Genomic DNA, 24848 nt, shown 5'->3' with positions numbered 1-24848 from the left:
GAAACCCTATGCTCTAAGCAGAACACTTTTGCTTGTACATATCGTATTGGGTGGATGGAGTAAAGGAGGCACATAACAGCATGGTTAAAAGAGGGAGAATTGTTGCCTTTTTTCTAGTTGTTTTATTATTTGCTGGAACAATTGGAGCAACAATTACCGGAATTACGAAGGATATTAAACTAGGTCTTGATTTACAAGGTGGATTTGAAATTCTGTATCAGGTTAAACCACTTGAAGGTGATCAAGAAAAAGTAACGATGGAAATGTTAGAGGCTACTACTCAGGCGTTGCGAGAGAGAGTAGACGTTTTAGGTGTTAATGAGCCAAGCTTTAACATTGAAGAACCAGATCGTATTCGTGTACAACTCGCAGGGGTTGACGATCAATCCGAAGCAAGGGAACTACTAGCAACAACCGCGACTCTTTCCTTCAGAGGAGTCGATGATAAAGAATATATGGATGGTTCCGATATTGTGGAAGGAAGTGCTCAGCAAGACTTCGATCCAAATACGAAGCAACCGATTGTAACATTAGAATTAAAAGATGCTTCTAAGTTTGCTGAAGTGACTAGAAAGATTTCTCAAAAAACACCACCAAATAACCGTCTCGTTATTTGGATGGACTATGAGAAAGGAGACTCCTTTGAAGCGGAATCTCAAAAGGCTGAGCCTAAATATATTTCAGCTCCGTCTGTTACGCAAGTATTAAATACGAAAAACGTACAAATAAATGGTGATTTCACAGTTGAGTCTGCAAAACGCTTAGCAGATATATTAAATGCAGGCTCTTTACCTACGAAGCTGATTGAAAAGTATTCCACATCCGTTGGTGCACAGTTCGGAATGCAAGCGATGGATAAGACGATTTTTGCGGGAATATTAGGTGTAGCACTTATCTTCTTATTCATGATCGTCTATTATCGATTACCAGGAATCGTAGCAACGATCACGCTGTCTATTTATATCTACCTTATATTAGCCGTGTTCGAATGGATGAATGGTGTTCTTACATTACCAGGTATAGCCGCGATTATTTTAGGTGTTGGGATGGCTGTAGATGCTAATATCATCACCTATGAGCGAATTAAGGAAGAGTTAAAGGCTGGAAAATCAGTCGTAGCTGCCTTTAAAGCTGGAAACAAAAACTCCCTGTCTACTATTTTAGATGCAAATATTACAACAATTATTGCAGCAATTGTGTTATTTATTTTTGGTACAAGCTCTGTAAAAGGGTTTGCTACATTACTAATTATCAGTATTTTAGTCAGCTTCATAACCGCTGTGTTTGGATCTAGACTATTCCTAGGCCTTTGGGTCAACAGTAAATTCTTAAACAAAAAGCCAGGTTGGTTTGGAGTTAAGGAAAAAGACATTAAGGATAAAGCGGATAAATCAGAAGTAGAAGCGAGGATATTTGGTAAAAAGCTAGATCTTGTTCATCACCGTAAAAAGTTCTTTCTTTTATCCGGCGTACTTATCCTTGCTGGTATTATTTTCTTGGCAACAATGCGATTAAATCTTGGAATTGATTTTACAGCCGGTTCCCGTGTAGAGATATTATCGGAGAATACAGTCGAGATAGAGGATGTAGAATCGGAATTATCCTCCATCGGAGTCGATGCAGAAAAAGTAGTGTTGGCTGGGGAAAACAACGAAATTGCGGTTGCACGGTTTGATAAAGTATTAACTCAAGACCAGGTGGCAGATATTAAAGCGATGTTTGAAGAAAAATATGGAAATGAACCTAATATTAGTACGGTTTCTCCAGTTGTTGGGAAAGAGCTCGCAAAAAATGCAGCTTTAGCTGTTCTTTATGCTTCCATAGGGATCATTATCTATGTAACAATTCGATTTGAGTTCTATTATGCGTTGGCAGCAATCATTGCACTCTTGCATGATTCCTTCTTTATTCTCGCGATGTTTAGTATCACGAGATTAGAATTTGATATTACGATTATTGCAGCGATCCTAACGATAGTCGGTTATTCGATAAACGACACCATCGTTACGTTTGATCGTATTCGTGAAAACGTCAAAAATAAGAAGCGTGTAAAATCGTTTAAAGAGCTAGCTGAAATAGTAAATAAAAGCTTACTTCAAACGATGGGACGAAGCATTAATACCGTTTTAACGGTTGTGTTTGCAGCTGTAATGCTATTGATATTCGGTGCTTCATCGATTACAAACTTCTCGTTCGCACTAGTAGTTGGACTGATTGCCGGTACATATTCCTCTGTATTCATTGCAGCTCAACTGTGGCTTGTAATGAGAGGTAGAAATATTAAAGAAAAACCTATTGTATATACTGAGAAAAAACAAACTGGTGGTCCACAAGTATAAGCAAGATACCCCGTCATGAAGAGTGACGGGGTGTTTTTTTTAACAGTGTTAAACAATGAGCATTAGTACGTTGTCTGTTTGATTGAATACCACTATTTTGGGGAACAGATAAAAGAAGAATTCGACAGGGATTAGCAAAAACTTTATAATGAGGGACGACAAGGGAGGTCATGTCATGAAAGGACAAAGCTATATCATTACAGCACTCCTATTCGCACTACTTGTTGCAATATTCGCGGTCATTAACGTAGAGCCAGTGGAAGTGGATTATCTATTTGGAACCGGAAACGCTCCACTTATTTTAGTCATCCTATTTTCTGTCCTAATGGGTGGAATAATTACTGCTTCTGTTGGATTTGTGCGAATACTACGTTTACAAAGAGAAATTAAGCAGTTAAAGAAAGAAAATAGTAGATTAGCGGACCTAACTCCTGGAGAGATTTCCCTTGAGGAAGATCCTGCTGAAGCTGAAGATGAGAAAAAATTGGATGAATAATGACGAAGAATCTGTTTGCTCCCCCTGATTCACTCTTGTATAATAAGTGAGTCAGGGGTGAATGTATGTTACAAAGCCAAGCAAACTGGAAATTTACATATAATGAGCATCAGGTAGGATTTGAGCATAACCTCAATATTTCTCCTTGGACAGAGCAATTACTTAGTCAAAGAGGCGTAAATACAGAAGAGGAAGCAGAGGCGTTTTTACATCCACAATTAACTCACTTGCACAATCCAGGACTCTTACATGATATTGACATTGCTGTCAAACGGGTTAAACAGGCAATTCATAGTGGGGAAAAGATATTAGTATTTGGTGATTACGATGCAGACGGAGTAAGTTCTACTTCGGTCATGATAGAAGCACTAAAAGAATTAGGGGCAACATGTGATTTTTATATTCCTAATCGTTTCACAGAAGGCTATGGACCGAATGAAGCAGCTTTTGTAAAGGCAAAAGATGAGGGCTATACGCTTATCATTACAGTGGATACGGGGATTGCAGCTGTCTATGAAGCGGAAGTAGCGAAAAACTTAGGAATAGATTTAATTATTACAGATCATCACGAGGTACAAGAAACGCTTCCAGATGCTTTTGCGATTGTACACCCAAAATGCTCCGATAACTATCCTTTCCATGAATTAGCTGGGGTAGGAGTTGCATTTAAATTTGCCGAGCATTTACTCGGATATTTTCCTAAACAGTTACTTGACCTTGTCGTCATTGGAACGATTGCCGATTTGGTTCCCTTAGTAGATGAGAATCGGGTACTTGCGTATTACGGATTACAAGCGATTAGTCATTCTAAACGTCCAGGGCTTCTAGCATTAAAAGAGTTGTGTAAGATTGAACGGGATGTGAATGAAGAGGATATCGGTTTCTTAATTGGTCCGAGAATTAACGCAGTTGGGCGGTTACAGGATGCCGCTATGGCAGTTGACCTGCTTTTAACAAATGATATAGAAGAAGCTAGAGAGCTTGCGGCATTCATTCAGGAGCTTAATGAAGAACGACAAAAAATCGTTTCAGATATTGCAAAAGAAGCGCAAGCTATGGTGGAACAAGAAACTCCAGAGGCTAACAGTCATGTCATCATTGTGGCGAAAGAAGGCTGGAATGAAGGAGTGCTTGGTATCGTAGCATCTAAACTCGTTCGTTTGTATGATCGACCGGCCATTGTGTTATCGATAAATCCGACCACTGGTAAGGCAAAAGGATCTGCAAGAAGTGTTGATGCGTTTGATTTGTTTAAAAACTGTATGGCTGTTCGTGATCTCTTCACCCATTTTGGTGGACATGCACAAGCCGCTGGGATGACACTTGATGTAGAGCAAGTTGCGCCCTTACGAGAAGCACTGAATCGGATGGCAGCAGAACAACTATCGGATGAGGATTTTAAGCAAGTGCTGCGTATAGAAGCTAGCTTGCCCATTGAATCGATTCAAATAGAATTTATAAAAGAAATCGCTTTGCTAGCGCCTTTCGGTATGGGAAATCCGAAGCCATTGTTTCATGTTCAAACAAAGCCTAGAGAAGTGAAACAAATTGGGAGTACAAGCAATCATCTAAAAGTCACATTTGAACAGGACTCCTACCTTTTAGATGGAGTCGGCTTCGGGATGGGTGCTTTATTTCCGCGAATTTCTCCACAATCCATGCTGGAAGCAGTTGGGGAGCTAAGCATTAATGAGTGGAATGGTAATGTGAAGCCACAGCTTATGATGAAAGACATTGCTGTAAACGAATGGCAACTATTTGATTATCGAGGTTCCAACTTCTGGTATAAACAATTCACGAGTGACTTGGAAAATAAACTTGCGGTATCTTTTACGGATAATCAGAATATGGTCAAACTTCCAGAAGGCTTTGATCATTTTACGTTCTCAGAATTACCTCTTAGCTTGTTAGAACAACAGACGTATCGACATATTGTGTTGCTAGATTTACCTAATCGAATAGAAGATTTGCAAGCTGTGTTAGGTAAGCTTAATCCAGAGTCGATTTATGCCTGTTATAGGAATGACGGTGATCGTAGCATTTCGATTTTACCAACTAGAGAAGAGTTTAAGTGGTTGTATGCTTTCCTGTTAAAGCGTAAAGAACTAAAAGATAGTGAGGTTCCTAAATTAGCATCCTTTAAAGGTTGGAAAGTGGAGAAGGTACAATTTATGATACAAGTATTCTTAGAATTACAATTTATGAATCGAGATCAAAACCGTATCATTCCCAGTGAACGTCCACTTAAAAAAGATTTATCAGAAGCACCATCTTATCAAGATATGGAAGCTAAATTAGAAATAGAGTCGGTCTTGTATTATTCTTCATATACTGAATTAAGAGAATGGCTGAAAGCACAATTTAATACAATGGATCCGATTAAGGAGGAAGTAACAAATGGATTATAAGCAATATATAGCACTAGTAGATGATTGGCCAAAACCAGGGATAAGCTTTAAAGATATCACACCTTTAATGGATAATGGAGCCGCATTTAAATCTGCAGTTGATGAAATCGTAACCTACTCCAAAAACAGAGATATCGATTTAGTGGTTGGACCAGAAGCAAGAGGTTTTATCGTAGGGTGCCCAGTATCCTATGCGCTTGAAGTTGGTTTTGCACCGGTTCGTAAAGAAGGGAAATTACCTCGTGAAGTCATTAAAGTAGATTACGGTTTAGAATATGGGGAAAATGTACTAACGATTCATAAGGATGCCATCAAACCAGGGCAACGCGTTTTAATCACAGATGACCTTTTAGCAACAGGTGGAACGATTGAAGCAACGATAAAATTAGTGGAAGAGCTGGGTGGAATCGTTGTAGGATGTGCTTTTCTAATTGAGCTTACGTATCTGAATGGACGTGAAAAATTAGAAGGATATGATGTGTTAACATTGATGCAATACGAAGATTAAGGATGGAAGGAAGCTGGGACATAACGAAAACTACTGCTCTAGAACCGAATAATGCACATGCGACGCTAAGGCAGAATACTCCGCTATCGCTGATGTTATCGGTGTAACAGCGTCTCCCAGCAACGTCGGACTTACAGCCATCAAATAAGTAGGAGAAAACATCCGAACCATTATTCGAATTTTTGAAAGAACCCCGAATAAAGGTTCGGATTTTGTTAATAGTTTTACACTATTGTCCCACACCCTATTCCTTCCTATGTTACAATCAGTTTTAAACAAAAGTTTAATCATGAGGTGAAAGTAAGTTTTTCCCATGTGCAGCTAACGGATGACAAAGATTCAGAACTACATTATAATTATTCTAATAAAGATTTATAGCTTTCTATCGAGGAAGGATACAAAGAAACTAAGGTGATGAAATATGGCGAGAGAGAATATTTTAACAGCTGAAGATGTAATCAAGCAGGCAAGTATGTACCTTTCCGAGAAAGATACAGCTTTTATTAGACGTGCCTATGAGTTTGCACAAGAGGCTCATGAAGGTCAATTTAGGAAATCTGGAGAACCATATATTATTCATCCTATTCAAGTTGCTGGGATTCTAGTCCATTTAGAATTAGATCCAGAAACAATAGCGAGTGGGTTTCTTCATGATGTTGTGGAAGATACAAATGTTACGGTTGAACAGTTAGAAGAGACGTTTAACAAAGAAGTAGCCATGTTAGTAGATGGCGTTTCAAAGCTCGGAAAAATTAAGTATAAATCAAAAGAAGAACAGCAAGCAGAAAACCATCGGAAAATGTTTGTAGCAATGGCGAAAGACATACGTGTCATTTTAATAAAACTCGCTGATCGATTGCACAATATGAGAACGCTGAAGCATTTGCCTCCTGAGAAGCAGAGAAGAATTTCTAATGAAACACTTGAAATTTTCTCGCCACTAGCTCATCGTCTAGGGATTTCCACGATTAAGTGGGAACTAGAAGATACCGCATTACGTTATTTAAATCCACAGCAATATTATCGAATTGTTCATTTGATGAAACAGAAGCGCGAAGAACGTGTTCACTATTTAGATGATGTTATGCAAGAAGTTCAGAAACAGTTGGACGAAGTTAATATTAAAGCGGATTTTTCAGGAAGACCAAAGCACTTATATAGCATTTATCGTAAAATGGTATTACAAAATAAACAGTTTAATGAAATCTATGATTTGTTAGCTGTTCGAATCCTTGTAAACAGTATTAAAGATTGTTATGCCGTTCTTGGCATTATTCATACATGTTGGAAACCAATGCCTGGTCGGTTCAAAGACTATATCGCAATGCCCAAGCCAAACCTTTATCAATCCTTGCACACAACTGTGATTGGACCTAAAGGGGCACCACTTGAAGTGCAGATTCGTACACATGACATGCATCAGCTTGCTGAATATGGCGTTGCCGCACACTGGGCGTATAAAGAAGGGAAAAGATTAGACCCAAATAAGCAAACATCAGATGAAAAACTATCATGGTTTAGAGAAATTCTAGAATGGCAAAATGAAACCCATGATGCGGAAGAATTTATGGAATCCCTTAAGGTAGATCTCTTTTCAGATATGGTGTATGTGTTCACACCTAAAGGGGATGTCATTGAGCTTCCATCAGGATCTGTACCATTAGATTTTGCTTATAAGATTCATACGGAAATTGGTAACCAAACCATTGGTGCTCGTGTGAATGGGAAGATGGAGCCACTTGATTATGAACTGAAAACAGGCGATATCGTCGAAGTCATGACTTCTAAGCATTCTTATGGACCATCACAGGATTGGATTAAGTTAACTCAAACTTCACAGGCGAAAAACAAAATAAAACAGTTTTTCAAGAAGCAACGTAGAGATGAAAATGTAATCAAAGGTCGCGAGTTAATCGAGAAAGAGATTCGTAATAATGGCTTTGAAGTTAAAGATGTTTTAACACAGGAAAACATTAAACGAGCTGCTGAAAAATTCAATTTCACATCTGAAGAAGATTTGTATGCCGCAGTTGGGTATCAAGGGATTACCGCAGCGCAAATCACAACACGACTTACGGAAAATATAAGAAAACAGCAGCAAAGAGATCAAGATCTTCAGCAATCGTTAGAAGGGGTTCGAAGCGAAGCAAAACCAACCAGTCGGACCAAACGAGATTCAGGCGTACGCGTATCAGGTGTTGATAACTTGTTAGTTCGATTATCTAAATGCTGTACACCTGTTCCTGGTGATCAAATCGTAGGGTACATTACAAAGGGACGAGGGGTTTCGGTGCACCGAACTGATTGCCCGAATATCCAGACAGATGAAGCGAAGGATCGAATATTAGATGTAGAGTGGGAGCATGAAGACAATACGTCTAAACAATACCACGTCGACCTCGAAATCTCTGGATTCGATCGCAGAGGATTGTTGAATGAAGTGCTTCAAGTTGTAAATGAAACGAAAACAAATATAATAGCAGTGGACGGAAAATCTGATCGAAACAAAATGGCTTTGATTCATATTACGATTCTGATTCATAACTTAAGTCATTTGCGAAGAATTGTAGACCGATTAAAACAAATTCAAGATGTGTACACCGTCACGAGAATGCTGCAATAGAGGTGGAGTAATGAGAGCTGTTATTCAACGTGTTCGTAAAGCACAAGTGACTGTCGAAGAAAAAATTGTCGGTAAAATAGAAACAGGTATTGTAGCGTTAATTGGGATCACGCACGAAGATACGGAGCAGGATGCGGATTACCTTGCAGAAAAAATTGCAAATCTCCGTATTTTTGAGGATGAAAATGAGAAAATGAACGATTCTGTAAAGGATGTTGCTGGACAAGTATTATCCATCTCCCAATTTACGTTATATGGAGATACAAGAAAAGGCCGTAGACCTAATTTTATGGCAGCGGCGAAGCCTGAACCAGCAAAATTACTCTATGAATATTTTAATCAAAAAATCCGTGAACAAGGTATAACGGTGGAAACAGGAACATTTGGCGCGATGATGGACGTTCAATTAACGAACGATGGGCCTGTAACACTTTGGTTAGATAGTAGCGATAGATAATATCCTCCAGGGATTACTAATGTGTATAAAAGAGCCTTCTGTCCAATAATGTTGGATAGAAGGCTTTTCTAAAGCCTTTATTTAATTTGAAAGTAGTTGCGAAGGCCTCGGATGATCCCTTTGGTCAATTTTTCCTGAAAGGTTAAAGACATAATGTTGCCTTCTTCCTCTTCATTTGATAAAAATCCTAATTCTAGCAACACAGAAGGACGATGATTTTCTCGAATCACTTGGAAGTCCCCAAAGTCTGTCCCACGATCTTCAACATCTGTTGCTTTCATTAATTCTTTTTGTATTTCAACGGCTAATGCTTTGTTTCGCTCGTGATAATAATAACTACTTATTCCACTAGCAGTAGGGATCTCAGGAGTGCTGTTATAATGGAGGCTGATAAAGGCATCTGCGTGGTACACATTTGCAACACTAGCTCGTCCACTTAAAGACATATATTGATCGTTTGTTCTTGTCAATACAACCTGTGCGCCTAATAGCTCAAGCTCTTCTTTTAACTTTAAAGCGGTTCGCATTGTATGTGTTTTTTCGTAACTACCACTAAGCCCAACTGCTCCTACATCTCTACCTCCATGTCCAGGATCAATAACGATTGTTTTATTGTCCCATTCATCTGATAAAGAAACAGAATGAGCAGGATAAACGAATGATTTTTCTACGTAACCAATGTTATCTTTCCATTTTACTTCATACCATTCACTTTTTTCGCCTAACACCTCTAGCATTTGTCCTTGTTTTACTGAGTCCATTATTTCAAATTCCAGAGATGGCCCTGTTCTAAGATTCGTTGTTTTATACAAGGTGGTGATATGCCTTTTAGTGGAATCATTCGACTCTCTTTGTTCAGGTGCTTGCACATCTGCTTCATCTGTCGCTTCACCAGGAGTTGAGATGAATTCTTTTGTCACCCACCCGACGGTACCATCCTTTAATTGTATTTCTACCCATTCCCCTTCTTCGGAAAGAATTTTGTATTGTTCATTCTGATGTACTTGCCGTATAACATCGTAGTCTAAGCCAGGTCCACTTCGAACATTTAAATCATTTACCAGGATTATTGCGTTGCTTGCATAGACAACGGATGATATGGATAAAACTAACAACATAACAATTCCAATTACAACACGTTTGGACAATATGGTTTCCTCCCCAACCTCACTTATAGTACTGATTGTGATTGGTTTCCCACCTATCATCATAATAAAAGTTCAGTAAAAAATCCAAGAAGAAAGGACAAATGGAATGAGAGCTAATCAAAAAGAAATGATCGTAAAAGAAGCGAATGACATATATGGTGTAAATTTTCATCGGTTTATGGAAGTTGAAGGACGTTTAAATGGAATAGAAATTGCAGAAGAATTTGGAATTTCACTTGGAGAGGTTAAAATGTTAAAGGAAAAATTAAATCGTTCTTGACATCTACCGGTACAGCTATTATGATTATAAACAATTCAATTGGATGACGGATTAGCCAATGATGGAGAGAGTAATTAAGAAAGTTCTTGCAAAGAGAGTAGGTATCTAGGCTGTAAGTACCTACCAAGAAGCCTTAACGAAAGACACTCCGTAGGTTCTACATTGAAATAGGAGTAAGTGTAGACGTTTTGCAGGCGTTAACTGTGTAAGGTGGAAGCATAAATGCTTCAACTAGGGTGGCAACGCGGGTTAACTCTCGTCCCTTTTATAAGGGACGGGAGTTTTTTGTTGTCTGCATTAGGACTGGCGGGGGGATCTCAGTTATACAAGGACAGCTAACCGTTTTTCTACTAGGTCCTACCTTTCAATCTGATTAGGTGATCCAATCATTAGAAAACTAGGAGGTATTCATATGAACTTAAACGCACCAAGAGGGACTCAAGACCTTTTACCAGGTGTAACAGAAAAGTGGCAGTATATTGAAAACGCATTAAAAGAGCTGTGCACGAATTACCATTATAAAGAGATTCGGACACCTATCTTTGAACATACAGAATTATTTCAACGTGGAGTAGGTGATACAACCGACATAGTGCAAAGGGAAATGTACACCTTCACGGACCGTGGCGATCGTAGTATTACACTTCGTCCAGAAGGGACAGCTTCTGTTGTACGTGCTTTTGTACAAAACAAATTATTCGGTTCCCCTAATCAACCGACAAAGCTATTTTATGTAGGTCCAATGTTTCGTTATGAACGTCCCCAACAAGGAAGAATGCGTCAATTTGTCCAATTTGGAGTGGAGGCATTAGGAAGTGCGGATCCAGCGATTGATGCAGAAGTATTGGCATTAGCAATGAACTGCTATCAATCATTTGGATTAAAATCCTTGAAGTTAGTCATCAATAGTCTTGGAGATAAGGAAAGTAGAAATCGTCACAGAGAAGCATTGATTCAACACTTTACTCCTCACAAGGAAGAGTTGTGTAGCGATTGTCAAACTCGCTTGGAAAAAAATCCGCTTCGTGTTTTGGATTGTAAGAAGGATCGAAACCACCCAGCGATGGAAACAGCACCTTCTATATTAGAATACTTAAATCCAGAGTCAAAAGCATACTTTGAAGCGGTTCAACAACACCTAACTAATATGGGAATTTCTTTCATTGTGGATCCAAACCTTGTTCGTGGATTAGATTATTATAATCACACCGCATTTGAGATTATGAGTGATGCAGAAGGATTTGGAGCTATTACAACTTTATCTGGTGGCGGAAGATATAACGGGCTAGTGGAAGAATTAGGTGGCCCTGAAACACCAGGAATTGGGTTTGCATTAAGTGTAGAACGACTACTCATGGCGATTGAAGCAGAAGGTATCGAATTACCATTGGATGATACGTTAGATTGTTACATCATTACAATGGGAGAAAGAGCGAATCAAGAAGCAGTAAGCATTCAATATAAGCTTCGTCAAGCTGGTATCCAAGTAGATAAAGACTATTTAGATAAAAAACCGAAAGCACAATGGAAGGCAGCGGACCGTTTACAAGCGAAGTTTGCAATTGTGCTTGGAGATGATGAACTGGATCGTTCCGTGGTAGCGGTGAAGGATTTATCAACTGGTGAACAAGAAGAAATAGATTACCAAAAATTGGAGTCATATATAAAATCGGCATTGCAGGGAGGAAAATAAGTTGAGTTCCAAAAGAGATAAGGCTGGCAGCCTTCGCAAGGAGCATGTTGGTCAACAAGTAGTGTTAAAAGGCTGGGTGCAAAAAAGAAGAGATTTAGGTGGATTAATTTTCATTGATATACGAGACCGTTCCGGGATTGTACAAGTGGTCTTTAATCCTGCACATTCAGAAGAAGCACTGCAAACAGCAGAACAGGTAAGAAGTGAATTTGTGCTCGAAATTTCTGGAGAGGTTGTGGAAAGAGAAGCTGCCACGATTAACCCTAAAATGGAAACGGGAGAAATAGAGGTTCTAGCTAAAGGAATTACAATTTTAAATGAAGCAAAAAACCCACCATTCCAGATTCTTGATCAAACAGATGTGGCGGAAGATCTTCGTTTAAAATATCGGTACTTAGATTTGAGAAGAGATCCGATGCAAAAAACGTTTATTCTACGTCACAATACGACTCAAGTTATCCGTAACTTCTTAAATGAAGAAGGATTCCTGGAAATGGAAACGCCGATGTTGACGAAAAGCACGCCTGAAGGTGCGCGTGATTATTTAGTTCCTAGCCGTGTACATCCTGGTGAATTTTACGCACTGCCTCAATCTCCACAATTGTTTAAACAGATGCTAATGATGTCTGGGTTTGAAAAATACTATCAATTTGCACGCTGTTTTAGAGATGAAGATTTACGAGCAGACCGTCAACCAGAATTCACACAAATCGATATTGAAACATCTTTCATGACAAAGGAAGACATCATGGAAATGACCGAGCGAATGATGAAAAAGATGATGAAAGACATTAAAGGAATTGATTTAGAGCTTCCTTTAAAACGAATGACGTATCAGGAAGCAATGGAGCGTTTCGGTTCTGATAAACCAGATACTCGATTCGGATTAGAGTTAATCAATGTTTCCGATACGGTAAAAGCATCTGGATTTAAAGTGTTTGATAGTGCTGTCGAATCTGGTGGTAAAGTAAGCGCCCTTAATGTAAAGGGTGCTGCTAATCAATACTCTAGAAAAGATATCGATCAACTAACGGAGTTCGTGAAAATTTACGGTGCGAAAGGCCTGGCTTGGCTAAAAGTGGAGGGAGAGGAGTTAAAAGGTCCAATCGTTAAATTCTTATCCGAAGACGTGACCAAAGAGCTTACACAAAAGCTTGGTGCAGAAGACGGAGATTTACTAGTTTTTGTTGCAGACAAAGTATCTGTCGTCCATGAAAGCCTAGGTGCATTAAGACTTAAGCTTGCAAAAGAGCTTCATTTAATCGATGAGTCAAAGTTCCATTTCCTTTGGGTAACAGACTGGCCACTGTTAGAGTATGATGAAGAGCTTGGCCGATACTTTGCTGCTCACCATCCGTTCACGATGCCAGAGCTTAGCGATGTTGACAAGCTGGAATCTAATCCAGGTGAAGTGCGCGCACAGGCGTACGATCTCGTATTAAATGGATATGAATTAGGTGGGGGGTCTCTTCGTATTTATCAGAAAGAAATGCAGGAAAAAATGTTCCAAACACTTGGATTTACCAAAGAAGAGGCAACAGAACAATTCGGATTCTTATTAGATGCTTTGGAATATGGGACACCACCACATGGAGGGATTGCATTAGGTTTTGACCGTATGGTGATGCTGCTTGCAGGTCGTTCTAATTTGAGAGATACGATTTTATTCCCAAAAACGGCGTCCGCATCTGATCCATTAACAGACGCTCCTGGTGTGGTAGACGAAGCGCAGTTAAAGGAGCTTCATTTGGCCTTAAGACCTTCTGCAAAGGATTAATTTATCCGAGGACATTTCTTGAAATAGATTAATGTCCTATGGTATGATGGGGATACAAAATAGAAGGAGAAATCCTTCTACAATCCTGATGTGTTAGTCTTTTACTGTATGTTTTGACCGAACACCAGTAAATACGGGAGCTTGCGTTTCAAAGTGGCGTACATGCCTCCATGAGGAAGTATAATACTTTGAACAGGGCACCCACCTGCGAAGAGCGGGATCAAAACTTCGAGGACGGACGGCACGATTGGGATTGATGACATGTACTATGGATAAAGCCTTAAGAGTTTCTGCTCTTAAGGCTTTTAATTTTGTCTTTTAAAAAGGTAAGATAAATAGAAGATAACACGAGATATATTATTCAATTTAATTTCAAATATGTATATGTGATACAATATTGGTAGGGTTGCTATTCTGAAAATGGAGGGAGAGGATTATTTGTTAAAAACCGTTCTTATTAGCTTAATATCTTTTATCATCGTAAGTGGCTTACTGTTCGTCGTTGGATATTGGTTTGACATAAAATTACTAGGGGTTAGTATTTACGAACGAACTGCATCGGAAATTGAAGCAGGTATGTCCGTGATACCCTTTGTTCTCGCATTAATCTTCAGCTATTTTTGTGGCAACTACTATCACCAAAAATTAAGATAGTACGGGGCTAACGAGTGATTTTTGTCTGTACTTGTGAATAGATAGATGATGGGGTTCGTGCAGTATGACGAAGGATTCCAGAAAAAAAGAACTGACTAGTATAGTCAGTTCTTATCTCGCAACTTGCTCTAGATTGCCGTTCTTTTCCATTCGGAAAGCGGGAGACGGGATATCCTCTTTGTCATCAAAGACAACCATTTTTCTCGCTCGATCCATAATTTGGATTAATACCTGATAATCTTCTTGTATCGTAGTAAGCTGATTTTGTAATAGATTTACCTTTCGTTCAAGCTCTTCTTTATCTTTCAGAAGGGCTTGTTTCTCTTGTTCTATTTTCTCTAAACTATCCTTGGACCTACTGGATTCTTGAACATCTTTTTTCATGTTTTTTAAATAATGGATCACGGTATCTAAGTCTAGTGATTGAGTCGAAGTAATGGGTTCTCTATATGCTTCAACTGTCACACGGTTCATATCGATTTCATCAGCCGTTTCACTTTCATAAGCAGGAGTGTGAAAGGTAGGAATAGAGCTTTGCCTTGAACTTGTCGTCTTCTTCTCCTTTGCCTCTGCTCTCTTTTTCTCTTTCCTTTGTCTCTTTGCAATGGCAACGGCTTGATCGTATTTTTGTCTTACTTCTGCATTCCAACGAAATCCGCAAGCAGCAGATGTGCGATTTAGCTTATCTCCTACTTCCTCGAATGCGTTTAATTGTGTACTTCCTTCACGAATATGACGCAGAACCGTTTCTGCCAATAGTAAATCATCTTCGTGGGACCATGCGTCTTGTCTTACTTTTACCAAGTATTCCACTCCTCATCTTTTTAGGTAATTGTTAATTTCATAGAAATAGTTTGTTAATTTTATCTCTAGTCTGTCCTAAAAGATTTGGAGTTATACTAGGTAAATTATTTTTTCTGCTGTTTATCTAGTATTTTCTCATAGACCGTCTTTAATGATTGCTCGAACTTACCTGTAGCTTTTGGTTGATAATAGGTTTTATTTCGTAATGTATCAGGCAAGTATTGTTGCTCAATCCAGCTTCCTTCGTAATTATGTGGGTATTTATAGTCGACACCTCTACCTAATTTAGCTGCTCCAGAATAGTGGGCATCCTTTAGGTGTGCAGGTATGTCACCAGAGGACCCTGTTCGAATATCATGTAATGCATCATCCAATGCTTTATATGCACTATTGGATTTAGGGGATAAGGCTAATTCTACAACAGCAACTGAAAGTGGAATTCTTGCTTCCGGAAAGCCAATTCGTTCTGCTGCTTCCACCGCAGCAAGGGCTCGCGGTCCTGCTTGTGGATTTGCTAGACCAATATCTTCGTAGGCAATCACAATCATTCTACGTGCGATACTATCTAAATCACCAGCTTCTATTAATCGACCTAAATAATGAAGAGATGCGTTTACATCACTTCCACGAATCGACTTTTGAAAAGCAGATAGAACATCATAGTGTGCATCCCCATTTTTGTCGTGCGAGAAGCTCTTTTTTTGCATACATTCTTCTGCAATAGATAAGTCAATATAAATTTGTCCTTCCTTCTCTGGCGTAGAAAACGCAGCTAGCTCTAACCCATTAAGTGCAGCACGAAGATCCCCATTGGAGGAATTTGCAAAATGCTCGATAGCTTCCTCTGTCACGAGTAGGGGAAGATCGCCTAACCCTTCTTCACGATCTGTTATGGCTCTGGACAAAGCTTCTTTGACATGTTCTATTTCTAATCGGTATAGCTCGAATAAATGACATCTGCTACGAATCGCAGGGTTGATAGAATGGTATGGATTACTAGTTGTGCATCCTATCAAGGTAATTAAGTTACTTTCTAAATGTGGTAATAGAAAGTCTTGTTTTCCCTTATCTAATCGATGCACTTCATCTAGAATTAACACAAGTGATCCAGACATCTTTGCTTCTTCAACGACAATTTCCATATCCTTTTTCTTATCAACGACCGCGTTTAATATTTTATAGCGTAAGTTTAATGACTTCGCCAATGCCATAGCCATAGAGGTTTTTCCAGTGCCTGGAGGCCCGAATAGAATCATGGAAGCTAAACGGTTGGCGTCAATCATCCGCCGAACCATTTTACCAGCTCCTACTAAATGAGTTTGACCAATGATTTCATCAATGTTTTTAGGACGCATTCGAAAAGCTAACGGTTTGTGATTCACGAGTATTTCCCCTTTACATATAAGTACGAAATCTATTCTATCTCTTTAGGGTAAGGATAACGCATTAAAAATGCAAGAACGAGGGTGTTCGTGCTATAATTACGTTTGTTGTTAAGCAGTAAAATATAGACAAAGAAGAAGGATGACTGTGTCAGATAAAAAATTATATAGAGGAGAAATCCAAAAAAGATGGACGTTCTTTGTTGGAGGACTAATCTTATTAGCACTAGGCATTGCATTAACTATAAAAGGTAAAGACTTAGGCATCAGTCCTTGGGATGTTTTTCATTATGGATTGTCTCTCCATTTTGGTTTAACAGTAGGACTTTGGTCGATATTAGCAGGTTTGACGATTGTCCTTGTGACGAGCCTATTTACACGAAGCGTTCCCCGAATTGGAACATTTTTAAATATGATTTTAGTAGGCTTATTTATAGACTTTTTCAACTGGCTTCTTCCAGATGTTGAACTCTTTTGGATAGAAGTCCTCGTCTTCATTTTGGGAATATTTATTTCCGCTTATGGAGTAGGGATTTATGTTGCCCCAAATTTAGGCGCAGGTCCACGAGATAGTGTTATGCTCCTTATTAATAAAGCAACCGGTTGGAAAGTATCCCGTGTACGAAATGGAATTGAACTCCTTGTATGTGTAGCTGGATTTTTTTTAGGAGGACCAGTCGGGATTGGGACCATTTTGATTGTGTTGTGTATGGGTCATATTATTGGGTATGCCATTCCGCAATCAGAGCAATTACTGAATTACGTAATAAGAAGAGGTGATCGAGATGAAGATCTCAACCAAGGGACGTTACGGCTTAACCATCATGATTGAGTTGGCAAAAAGCTATGGAGATGGACCCGTATCGTTAAAGACAATTGCGCGAGAGAATCACTTATCCGAACATTATTTAGAGCAATTGGTGGCTCCGTTGCGAAATGCATCGCTTGTAAAAAGCATCCGAGGTGCCTATGGTGGATATATGCTTGCTAAGGAACCAGATCAAATAACGGCCGGTGATGTAATTCGTATATTAGAAGGCCCTATCACTCCGGTTGAAGGAATTGAAGATGAAGAACCCGCGAAGCAAGCTTTATGGATACGAATAAGAGATGCGGTAAAAAATGTGTTAGATACAACAACGTTGGAGGATTTAATGAAGTATGGGGACGGAGAAAGCCAAGAACCATATATGTTTTATATATAATCTAGTAATCGGGAAAGGAAGGTAAGCATGGAACCCATATATTTAGATCATGCTGCAACGACACCTGTACATCCTGACGTTATTGCGGAAATGCAAGACATGCTAACGGATGTATTTGGTAACCCTTCAAGTATTCACTCATTCGGAAGAAAAGCTCGACATCTATTGGATGAAGCGAGAGAAATAGCTGCCTCTAGTATAGGCACAAAGGAAAAGAACATTGTGTTTACGAGTGGTGGAACGGAAGCTGATAATCTTGCTTTGATTGGAACAGCGCTTGCAAACAAGGATAAAGGAAATCACATTATTACGTCCCAAATCGAACATCATGCTACACTACATGCAGCCCATTATTTAGAAAAACACGGTTTTGAAGTAACCTATTTACCTGTTGATGAAACTGGTCGGGTTCGTTTGGAGGACGTACAACGTGCTTTAAAGGAGCAAACTATCGTCGTTTCCATTATGGCCGTAAACAACGAAACTGGTGTGATCCAACCCATCCAAGAAATTGGAGAGCTACTGCAACAGCATCCGGCTTATTTCCATACAGATGCGGTACAAGCATTCGGACTCATGGACATACATGTAGATGATTGGAAAGTTGATTTGCTTTCCGTGTCTTCCCATAAAATCAATGGGCCGAAAGGTATTGGTTTTCTATACGTCCGAGAAGGGGTTAAAATGACAAATCTTCAGTTCGGAGGAGAGCAGGAGCGGAAACGACGCCCTGGTACCGAGAACTTAGTTGGTATCCGAGGCTTTCAAAAAGCAATTGAAATTAGTCAGCAAGAACGCGAGCTTCGAACCAAGAAATATAGCTTATATAAAAAAATCTTCTTGGATACATTAAAAGAAAATGACGTGAATTTTTCTATAAATGGAGAGGAATCGCACATGATCCCGAACATTATAAATATAAGCTTCCCACGTACAAATGTGGAAGCATTATTGACGAATTTTGATTTGGAGGGCATCGCTTCCTCCAGTGGAAGTGCATGTACAGCAGGGTCTGTTGACCCTTCTCATGTCTTATCTGCTATGTTCGGTGCGGATCATGACAAAACCAAAAACTCTGTTCGGTTTAGTTTTGGTCTGGCTAATACAGAGGAAAATGTTAAAGAAGCGGCCGGAAAAGTAAGTAAAGTAATAAGTCGCTTAGCAAAGGATTAGGTGGTGACATATAAATGACAGATAACAAAAATATTCGAGTAGTTGTCGGCATGAGTGGAGGAGTTGATTCTTCTGTAGCAGCTTTACTTTTGAAGCAGCAAGGTTATGATGTTGTCGGTATTTTTATGAAAAACTGGGATGATACCGATGAAAATGGAGTCTGTACCGCAACAGAGGATTTCAGTGATGTTGTACGCGTTTGTAATCAACTCGATATTCCATATTACTCTGTAAATTTTGAAAAACAGTATTGGGATAAAGTATTTACTTACTTCCTAGATGAATATAAAGCTGGTCGAACTCCGAACCCAGACGTTATGTGCAATAAAGAAATTAAATTTAAAGCCTTTTTGGAGCATGCCATGTCCCTAGGTGCGGATTATTTAGCAACTGGGCATTATGCTCAAGTGAAACGAGATGGAGATCAAGTACAATTAATTCGTGGGAATGATGATAACAAAGATCAAACGTATTTCTTGAACCAATTGTCACAATCTGTATTATCCAAAGTGATGTTTCCAATTGGCCATTTACCTAAATCAGAAGTTCGTCGCATTGCGAAGGAGCATGATTTAGCTACAGCTACTAAAAAAGATAGTACTGGTATTTGCTTTATTGGAGAAAGAAATTTCAAAGAGTTTTTAAGTGAATATCTCCCTGCACAGCCAGGAAAAATGATGACATTGCAAGGAGAAGTGAAAGGTAGCCATGATGGGCTAATGTATTATACAATTGGCCAACGCCAAGGTTTAGGTATTGGTGGTGCTGGAGAACCGTGGTTTGTTGTTGGTAAAAATCTAAAGGACAACGTTCTTTATGTAGAACAAGGTGCAGAGACAGACTATCTTAATTCTGATGCCTTGATCGCCACAGATCTAAATTGGGTTAATGAACAACCGTTAACGGAACCATTCGAATGTACGGCAAAATTCCGCTATCGCCAAAAAGATAGTAAGGTTACCGTCCATCCATTAGAAAACGGCAGAGTAAAAGTAGTCTTTCATCAAACAGAGCGTGCCGTAACGCCAGGACAAGCTGTCGTGTTTTATCAAGATGAGGTATGTTTGGGTGGAGGAACTATTGATGAAGTTCAAAAAAATGAACGTGCTTTAGAATATGTAGGCTAACGGGACAGACAAAATGGGTCTGTCCCTCTTGTTTGAAATCTATTAAAATGATTAGATGGAAGGGTACAGGAATAGATAAGTAAAGGAAGGTTTTTTGTGGACAAATTAAATGAAGGTATCAAATATATGCAGGAACAAGAATATGAAAAAGCAGCAAAGCTGTTTAATGATTCGATAGAAGAAAATCCGAATGATCCATTAGGATATATTAACTTTGGAAATTTACTTCTCCATATAAATGAGTTAGAGAAGGCGGAGCGTTTTTTCCTTAAAGCGATTGAATTGGATGACCAAGCTGGTACCGCTTTTTATGGGCTGGGCAACGTTTATTTTGAAAAATCGTTGTTTGAAAAAGCACAGGAACAATTTCAAAAAGCTATTCAGCTAGGCTTGGAAGAAGCGGACGTATTTCTAATGGTTGGGTTATCGTTACAGAACCTGGATCATCAGAAGCTTGCGCTACCCTATTTTCAACGCGCAACAGAGCTTAATCCTGAGGATGAAGTGGCGTTATTTCAATATGGATTATCACTCGCAGAGACAAATCAAATTGATTTAGCACAGCAAACCTTCTTTCAAGTATTAAAAATCAATCCAAAGCATAGTGACGCCCACTATAATCTTGGAGTATCTTATTTATATAAAGAAGATGTGAATCTAGCGATGGATCATTTTAATAAGGCACTAGATATTCAACCTGAACATATGTTAGCCCAACATGCGAAAGCAAAGATTGAAGAAATAAACCAGCATTCAAACGGAGAATAAAGAAAAGGGGCTCTGAAAATGGAAAAGGAACAGAAGAAAGGGTTCATAAAGGGTGAACTCATTCATACCATTTTTACAAATGAACACGAACACTTTTCCATTGCTAAGATTAACGTTCTAGAAACGGACGAAGAAATCGAGGAAAAAGAGCTCGTTGTAAAAGGGTATTTTACTCGTCTTGATCCAGGAGAATCGTATCTTTTTCAGGGAGAATTTGAGAACCATAAACGTTTTGGAAAACAATATAACGTCCACCATTATGAGCGTTTTATACCGGAGACCATAGATGGCGTTGTTGCTTATTTATCTAGTGACTTGTTTTACGGAATTGGAAAAAAGACAGCTCAGAAAATCGTAGATATATTAGGAGAAACAGCCATTAGTCAGATTTTAAATGATGCTTCCGTGCTTCAGAAAATTCCAGGCTTAAAGGCAGAGCAAGCCGAGCAACTTCGTCGTTCCTTGCAAGAGCATCAGGGATTTGAACATATTGTCGTTAATCTGTCCAAATACGGATTTGGATTAAAAATGGCTCAAAAAATTTATGAAGCATACAAGGACAAGGCTCTAGAAGTGTTAGAGAATGATCCATATCAATTTGTGTTTGATATTGAGGGCTTCGGGTTTCAGCGTGCAGATGAGGTAGCTGCTAGAAAAGGGATTGAAAAGAATCATCCTAGTCGTATTCAAGCGGGTTGTGTGTATGTTTTACATCAAAGCACATTTAATGGCCATGTTTATTTACCGTTGGAGGATTTAATCACAAATGTTGAGCAGCTTCTTAATCAACGTTCGAACGATGTTTCATTTGATGAGATTTCGAAAGAGGTTGTTAACCTAAATACAGCTCAGAAGATAATTGTACAGGAGTCAAAGGCGTATTTACCAAGTTTGTATTATGCGGAAACAGGGTTTTGCTCGCAATTACACCGAATTATGAGTGAAACGATAGATGAGGAAGTTCCAACTGCGGACCTTTTAAAAATCGTAGGTTCCCTAGAAGAAGAAGAATCGCTTAGCTATGGAAAAAAACAGTTTCAGGCAATTGAGCAAGCCTTACATTCTAAAGTGATGATTTTAACTGGGGGGCCTGGTACGGGAAAAACCACTGTAATAAAAGGGATTATTAATGCGTATTCTGGACTCTTTGATTTATCATTAGACCCTAGAGATTATGACCAAGATCGGGCTTTTCCGTTTTTATTAACTGCACCAACAGGTCGAGCAGCCAAGCGCTTATCAGAATCAACAGGGCTTCCAGCCATGACGATTCACCGGTTACTTGGATGGAACGGACACGAAACGTTTGAGAAGGACAATGAGAATCAGTTATCTGGAAAGCTTATCGTCATTGATGAGTTTTCGATGGTGGATACATGGCTTGCTAACCAATTATTTCGAGCCATCCCTAGAGATATGCGAGTCTTAATTGTTGGAGATGAAGATCAGCTCCCTTCTGTAGGCCCTGGACAAGTACTTGCAGATTTATTGGCAAGTCAGAAGATTCCTTCCATCCAACTAGATGAGGTATATCGTCAAAAGGAAGGGTCTAAAATCATTCAGCTCGCCCATGAAATTAAAAATAATACATGTACTACTGGCTCCCTAGAAAAAGATGCTGATTTTAATTTTATTTCATGTGGGGAGCATCAAGTGGTAGACGTTGTGAATCAAATCGTCCAAAAAGCGTACGAAAAAGGGGTGGATATGCGAGACGTACAAATCCTTGCTCCTATGTACAAGACGAGGGCTGGTATCCATCAAATTAATCAACAGATACAATCTATCGTGAATCCGCCTAGTAAACAGAAACGTCATATTAAGTGGGGAGACGTGGAATATCGAACAGGAGACAAAGTGATTCAGCTCGTGAATCAGCCAGAAGATGGGGTTTTTAACGGAGACATCGGAGAAATTGTTGCGATTTTTAAAGAAAATGAAACGGAAGATAAGACCGAACAAATTGTTATCTCATTTGATGAAAAAGAAGTCCTGTATTTGAAGAAAGATCTAAATCATATCATGCATGCCTACTGCACTTCTATTCATAAATCACAAGGAAGTGAGTTTCAGATTGTCGTGTTACCGGTAGTACCGAGTTACCGACGTATGCTTCGTAAAAATTTATTATATACTGCAATTACAAGAAGTAAGAGTTCCTTAATTATTTGTGGGGACAAGCAATCCTTCTTACAAGGAATAAAAGGAGAAGACACGAATATGAGATATACATCCTTGGTTACTTTTTTAAATGAGTTGTTTAAGATTGACCAACAGGTAGGGGTAGCGGAGGAAGAAGCAGAAGAAGAACTGTCTCCATATGACTTTTTATAAGAAGCTGATTCAAACATCGGAAACGATAGTGAATCAGCTTTATTTTTTTCGACAAAATCCACCAAAACCCGGGTCGTGCCTGTCACCATGTATAAGAATCTAGTTATTTGGACAGTATGGTAGTAAAAGTTTTTCGTCAAGGAGTGGCTAACGTATGTATTGTCCAAATTGTAAAGGCAAAAACATCGGGAAAATTGGAAATCAACAATATTATTGCTGGAATTGTTTTATTGAACTTTCCTTAGAAAATGAAGTATTGGACGTTCATCAAGTAGAGGAGGATGGTACGTTAAGTTCCTTAAACGATTTATATTCAGAGGATGAAAGAACGCTACATATGTAGTCCTAATGAACAACTAGAGTACTAGAAAGAGCCCTTGTCAAATACAAGAAGACAAGGGCTTTCCTATGCAACAGGAAATCGGAGGGATGCAGGAATGTTCACGACAGACAAACAACTTAAGATTTTGTACAACATTATAATTGCGATATTAGCGGTCCTGTTTATCTATTTACTAACGAAGCTATTCCCGCTATATAAAACGTTTATTACGATTATCATTAGGATATTAACGCCATTTATTATCGCGGGAATTATCGCATTTTTGTTACATCCACTCATTGAGAAGCTACATAAGTTTAAGTATCCGAGATGGTTTGCCATTTTACTAATATATAGTCTATTTTTCGGTGGAATCGGCTATCTATTTTATGAAACGTATCCCATCGTGCTGCAGCAATTAAATGATTTAAAAAACAATCTACCAGTTTTTATGGATCAGTATCGGAACATCATTACAGAGGTGTATGATAGTACGTCCTTCTTACCGGAAAAAGTACATGATAAAATGGACGTCCTTTTATTAGAGGCCGAAAATTGGTTAGCCAACGTGCTAACGACTGCTGTAAAAGATTTAACGAAGGTCATGGACATCGTTATCATCATAACTGTAATTCCAGTCATCGTGTTTTATATGCTAAAGGATTTTATGCTCATAAAACGTGTCATGTGGAAGCTTACCCCAAAAAAATATCGAATTGAAAGTACACAGCTTGTTTCAGATATTGAAGAAAGCTTAAGTGGCTATATTAGGGGGCAACTTTTAGTCTGCCTATTTGTTGGGATTACGAGTTTTCTATTGCTATGGTTTTTTGGAATGAGGTATCCGTTGTTATTTTCCATCATTATGGGGGTCACGAATTTAATTCCTTATTTTGGCCCTATTTTAGGTGCAATTCCTGCGGTTATTATCGCCTTTACAATATCCACGAAAATGGTCGTATATGTAATTATCTCGGTATTTGTGGTGCAAATTATTGAAGGAAACTTACTATCCCCATTAATTGTAGGGAAAAGTGTTCACGTTCATCCATTACTTATCATTTTAGCTTTGCTAATTGGTGGAGAAGTAAGCGGAATAATCGGGATGCTCCTAGCTGTTCCTATTCTTACAGTTCTTAATGTAATCTTCCATCATTGGAATGCCATAAAGGCTACACGTTGACATCTTTCGGGAGTTTATCTATAATATCGCATAGCACCAATAATTATATGAATGAATACGTCGAAAATCATGAGTACGTAGAATTCTGCTTTAAAAGAGAGAATATCCCTTAGGCTGAAAGGATTTCAAAGCGTGAGCTACCGAAGCTAGATTGGAGTGCGATTAAA

22 protein-coding genes, 1 other RNA gene and 2 other annotated features (1 of these 25 running past the window's edge) are annotated in these 24848 nt (G+C 38.9%); of the genes, 19 read left to right on the top strand and 4 right to left on the bottom strand.

The window, feature by feature from the left end; genetic code table 11:
- The first annotated feature begins 80 nt into the window (after positions 1 to 80).
- The 4 genes from secDF to FN924_RS11265 all read left to right on the top strand — a co-directional run bounded on the left by secDF (position 81) and on the right by FN924_RS11265 (position 5751).
- Positions 81 to 2339, top strand: a complete 2259-nt coding sequence (gene secDF / locus FN924_RS11280; RefSeq protein ID WP_143894534.1) for a protein translocase subunit SecDF — start codon at positions 81 to 83, stop codon at positions 2337 to 2339.
- 175 nt (positions 2340 to 2514) lie between these two features.
- Positions 2515 to 2835: a LapA family protein gene (locus tag FN924_RS11275; protein WP_143894532.1), complete on the top strand. Its 321-nt coding sequence runs from the start codon at positions 2515 to 2517 to the stop codon at positions 2833 to 2835.
- A 65-nt stretch (positions 2836 to 2900) separates the two neighbouring features.
- Positions 2901 to 5243 (top strand): single-stranded-DNA-specific exonuclease RecJ, encoded by a 2343-nt coding sequence (gene recJ, locus FN924_RS11270; protein WP_143894530.1) that lies wholly within the window; start codon positions 2901 to 2903, stop codon positions 5241 to 5243.
- Positions 5233 to 5751, top strand: a complete 519-nt coding sequence (locus tag FN924_RS11265) for an adenine phosphoribosyltransferase (protein ID WP_143894528.1) — start codon at positions 5233 to 5235, stop codon at positions 5749 to 5751. The genes recJ and FN924_RS11265 overlap by 11 nt, the downstream gene beginning before the upstream one ends.
- Positions 5752 to 5781: 30 nt before the next feature.
- Here the strand turns inward: FN924_RS11265 and FN924_RS11260 are convergent, their stop codons facing one another.
- Positions 5782 to 5994 (bottom strand): hypothetical protein, encoded by a 213-nt coding sequence (locus FN924_RS11260; RefSeq protein WP_143894526.1) that lies wholly within the window; start codon positions 5992 to 5994, stop codon positions 5782 to 5784.
- A gap of 178 nt (positions 5995 to 6172) precedes the next feature.
- On the opposite strand from FN924_RS11260, the gene FN924_RS11255 reads away from it, so the two are divergent.
- Both FN924_RS11255 and dtd read left to right on the top strand, forming a co-directional pair.
- Positions 6173 to 8374, top strand: a complete 2202-nt coding sequence (locus FN924_RS11255) for a RelA/SpoT family protein (protein ID WP_143894524.1) — start codon at positions 6173 to 6175, stop codon at positions 8372 to 8374.
- Positions 8375 to 8384: 10 nt separating this feature from the next.
- Complete coding sequence (gene dtd / locus FN924_RS11250; protein ID WP_143894522.1) at positions 8385 to 8831, top strand: D-aminoacyl-tRNA deacylase; 447 nt, start codon at positions 8385 to 8387, stop codon at positions 8829 to 8831.
- A gap of 77 nt (positions 8832 to 8908) precedes the next feature.
- On the opposite strand, the gene FN924_RS11245 is transcribed toward dtd, so the two are convergent.
- Positions 8909 to 9979 (bottom strand): N-acetylmuramoyl-L-alanine amidase family protein, encoded by a 1071-nt coding sequence (locus FN924_RS11245; protein WP_158633988.1) that lies wholly within the window; start codon positions 9977 to 9979, stop codon positions 8909 to 8911.
- A gap of 106 nt (positions 9980 to 10085) precedes the next feature.
- Here FN924_RS11245 and FN924_RS19110 point away from each other — a divergent pair, with 106 nt between their 5' ends.
- The 5 genes from FN924_RS19110 (at position 10086) to FN924_RS11225 (ending at position 14383) form a co-directional block, all read left to right on the top strand.
- Complete coding sequence (locus tag FN924_RS19110) at positions 10086 to 10259, top strand: hypothetical protein (protein WP_194709651.1); 174 nt, start codon at positions 10086 to 10088, stop codon at positions 10257 to 10259.
- Positions 10260 to 10308: 49 nt separating this feature from the next.
- Positions 10309 to 10526, top strand: a binding site (T-box leader).
- A 145-nt stretch (positions 10527 to 10671) separates the two neighbouring features.
- Positions 10672 to 11952 carry a histidine--tRNA ligase gene (gene hisS / locus FN924_RS11240; RefSeq protein WP_143894518.1) on the top strand — a complete coding sequence of 427 codons (1281 nt, stop codon included), beginning with the start codon at positions 10672 to 10674 and terminating at the stop codon, positions 11950 to 11952.
- 1 nt (position 11953) lies between these two features.
- On the top strand, positions 11954 to 13729 hold the full coding sequence (gene aspS / locus FN924_RS11235; RefSeq protein ID WP_143894516.1) for an aspartate--tRNA ligase: 1776 nt from the start codon (positions 11954 to 11956) through the stop codon (positions 13727 to 13729).
- 79 nt (positions 13730 to 13808) lie between these two features.
- Positions 13809 to 13987: non-coding RNA, 6S RNA (gene ssrS / locus FN924_RS11230), on the top strand.
- A gap of 180 nt (positions 13988 to 14167) precedes the next feature.
- Positions 14168 to 14383 (top strand): hypothetical protein, encoded by a 216-nt coding sequence (locus FN924_RS11225; protein ID WP_143894514.1) that lies wholly within the window; start codon positions 14168 to 14170, stop codon positions 14381 to 14383.
- Between the two features lie 111 nt (positions 14384 to 14494).
- Here the strand turns inward: FN924_RS11225 and FN924_RS11220 are convergent, their stop codons facing one another.
- Complete coding sequence (locus FN924_RS11220; protein WP_143894513.1) at positions 14495 to 15187, bottom strand: RsfA family transcriptional regulator; 693 nt, start codon at positions 15185 to 15187, stop codon at positions 14495 to 14497.
- Between the two features lie 104 nt (positions 15188 to 15291).
- Complete coding sequence (locus FN924_RS11215) at positions 15292 to 16569, bottom strand: replication-associated recombination protein A (RefSeq protein ID WP_143894511.1); 1278 nt, start codon at positions 16567 to 16569, stop codon at positions 15292 to 15294.
- 142 nt (positions 16570 to 16711) lie between these two features.
- On the opposite strand from FN924_RS11215, the gene FN924_RS11210 reads away from it, so the two are divergent.
- The 8 genes from FN924_RS11210 (at position 16712) to FN924_RS11175 (ending at position 24681) form a co-directional block, all read left to right on the top strand.
- The gene (locus FN924_RS11210) at positions 16712 to 17401 is read left to right on the top strand and encodes a YczE/YyaS/YitT family protein (protein ID WP_143894509.1); all 690 of its coding nucleotides are present in this window, start codon (positions 16712 to 16714) and stop codon (positions 17399 to 17401) included.
- Positions 17355 to 17774, top strand: coding sequence for a cysteine metabolism transcriptional regulator CymR (cymR, locus tag FN924_RS11205; RefSeq protein ID WP_143894507.1), 420 nt, complete (start codon positions 17355 to 17357; stop codon positions 17772 to 17774). The genes FN924_RS11210 and cymR overlap by 47 nt, the downstream gene beginning before the upstream one ends.
- A gap of 27 nt (positions 17775 to 17801) precedes the next feature.
- Entirely contained in the window at positions 17802 to 18947 is a 1146-nt protein-coding gene (locus FN924_RS11200) for a cysteine desulfurase family protein (protein ID WP_143894505.1), read from the top strand.
- A 14-nt stretch (positions 18948 to 18961) separates the two neighbouring features.
- On the top strand, positions 18962 to 20074 hold the full coding sequence (gene mnmA / locus FN924_RS11195; protein ID WP_143894503.1) for a tRNA 2-thiouridine(34) synthase MnmA: 1113 nt from the start codon (positions 18962 to 18964) through the stop codon (positions 20072 to 20074).
- A gap of 96 nt (positions 20075 to 20170) precedes the next feature.
- Positions 20171 to 20842, top strand: a complete 672-nt coding sequence (locus FN924_RS11190) for a tetratricopeptide repeat protein (RefSeq protein WP_143894501.1) — start codon at positions 20171 to 20173, stop codon at positions 20840 to 20842.
- A gap of 18 nt (positions 20843 to 20860) precedes the next feature.
- Complete coding sequence (recD2, locus tag FN924_RS11185; protein ID WP_143894499.1) at positions 20861 to 23176, top strand: SF1B family DNA helicase RecD2; 2316 nt, start codon at positions 20861 to 20863, stop codon at positions 23174 to 23176.
- A gap of 154 nt (positions 23177 to 23330) precedes the next feature.
- Positions 23331 to 23519 (top strand): DUF2797 domain-containing protein, encoded by a 189-nt coding sequence (locus FN924_RS11180; protein ID WP_143894497.1) that lies wholly within the window; start codon positions 23331 to 23333, stop codon positions 23517 to 23519.
- A 94-nt stretch (positions 23520 to 23613) separates the two neighbouring features.
- The gene (locus tag FN924_RS11175; RefSeq protein ID WP_143897196.1) at positions 23614 to 24681 is read left to right on the top strand and encodes an AI-2E family transporter; all 1068 of its coding nucleotides are present in this window, start codon (positions 23614 to 23616) and stop codon (positions 24679 to 24681) included.
- Between the two features lie 51 nt (positions 24682 to 24732).
- Positions 24733 to 24848: a binding site (T-box leader), on the top strand; it runs 94 nt beyond the window's last position.

Source organism: Radiobacillus deserti (assembly GCF_007301515.1).
Lineage (GTDB): Bacteria > Bacillota > Bacilli > Bacillales > Amphibacillaceae > Radiobacillus > Radiobacillus deserti.
This window is presented reverse-complemented; position numbering and strand designations above follow the sequence as displayed.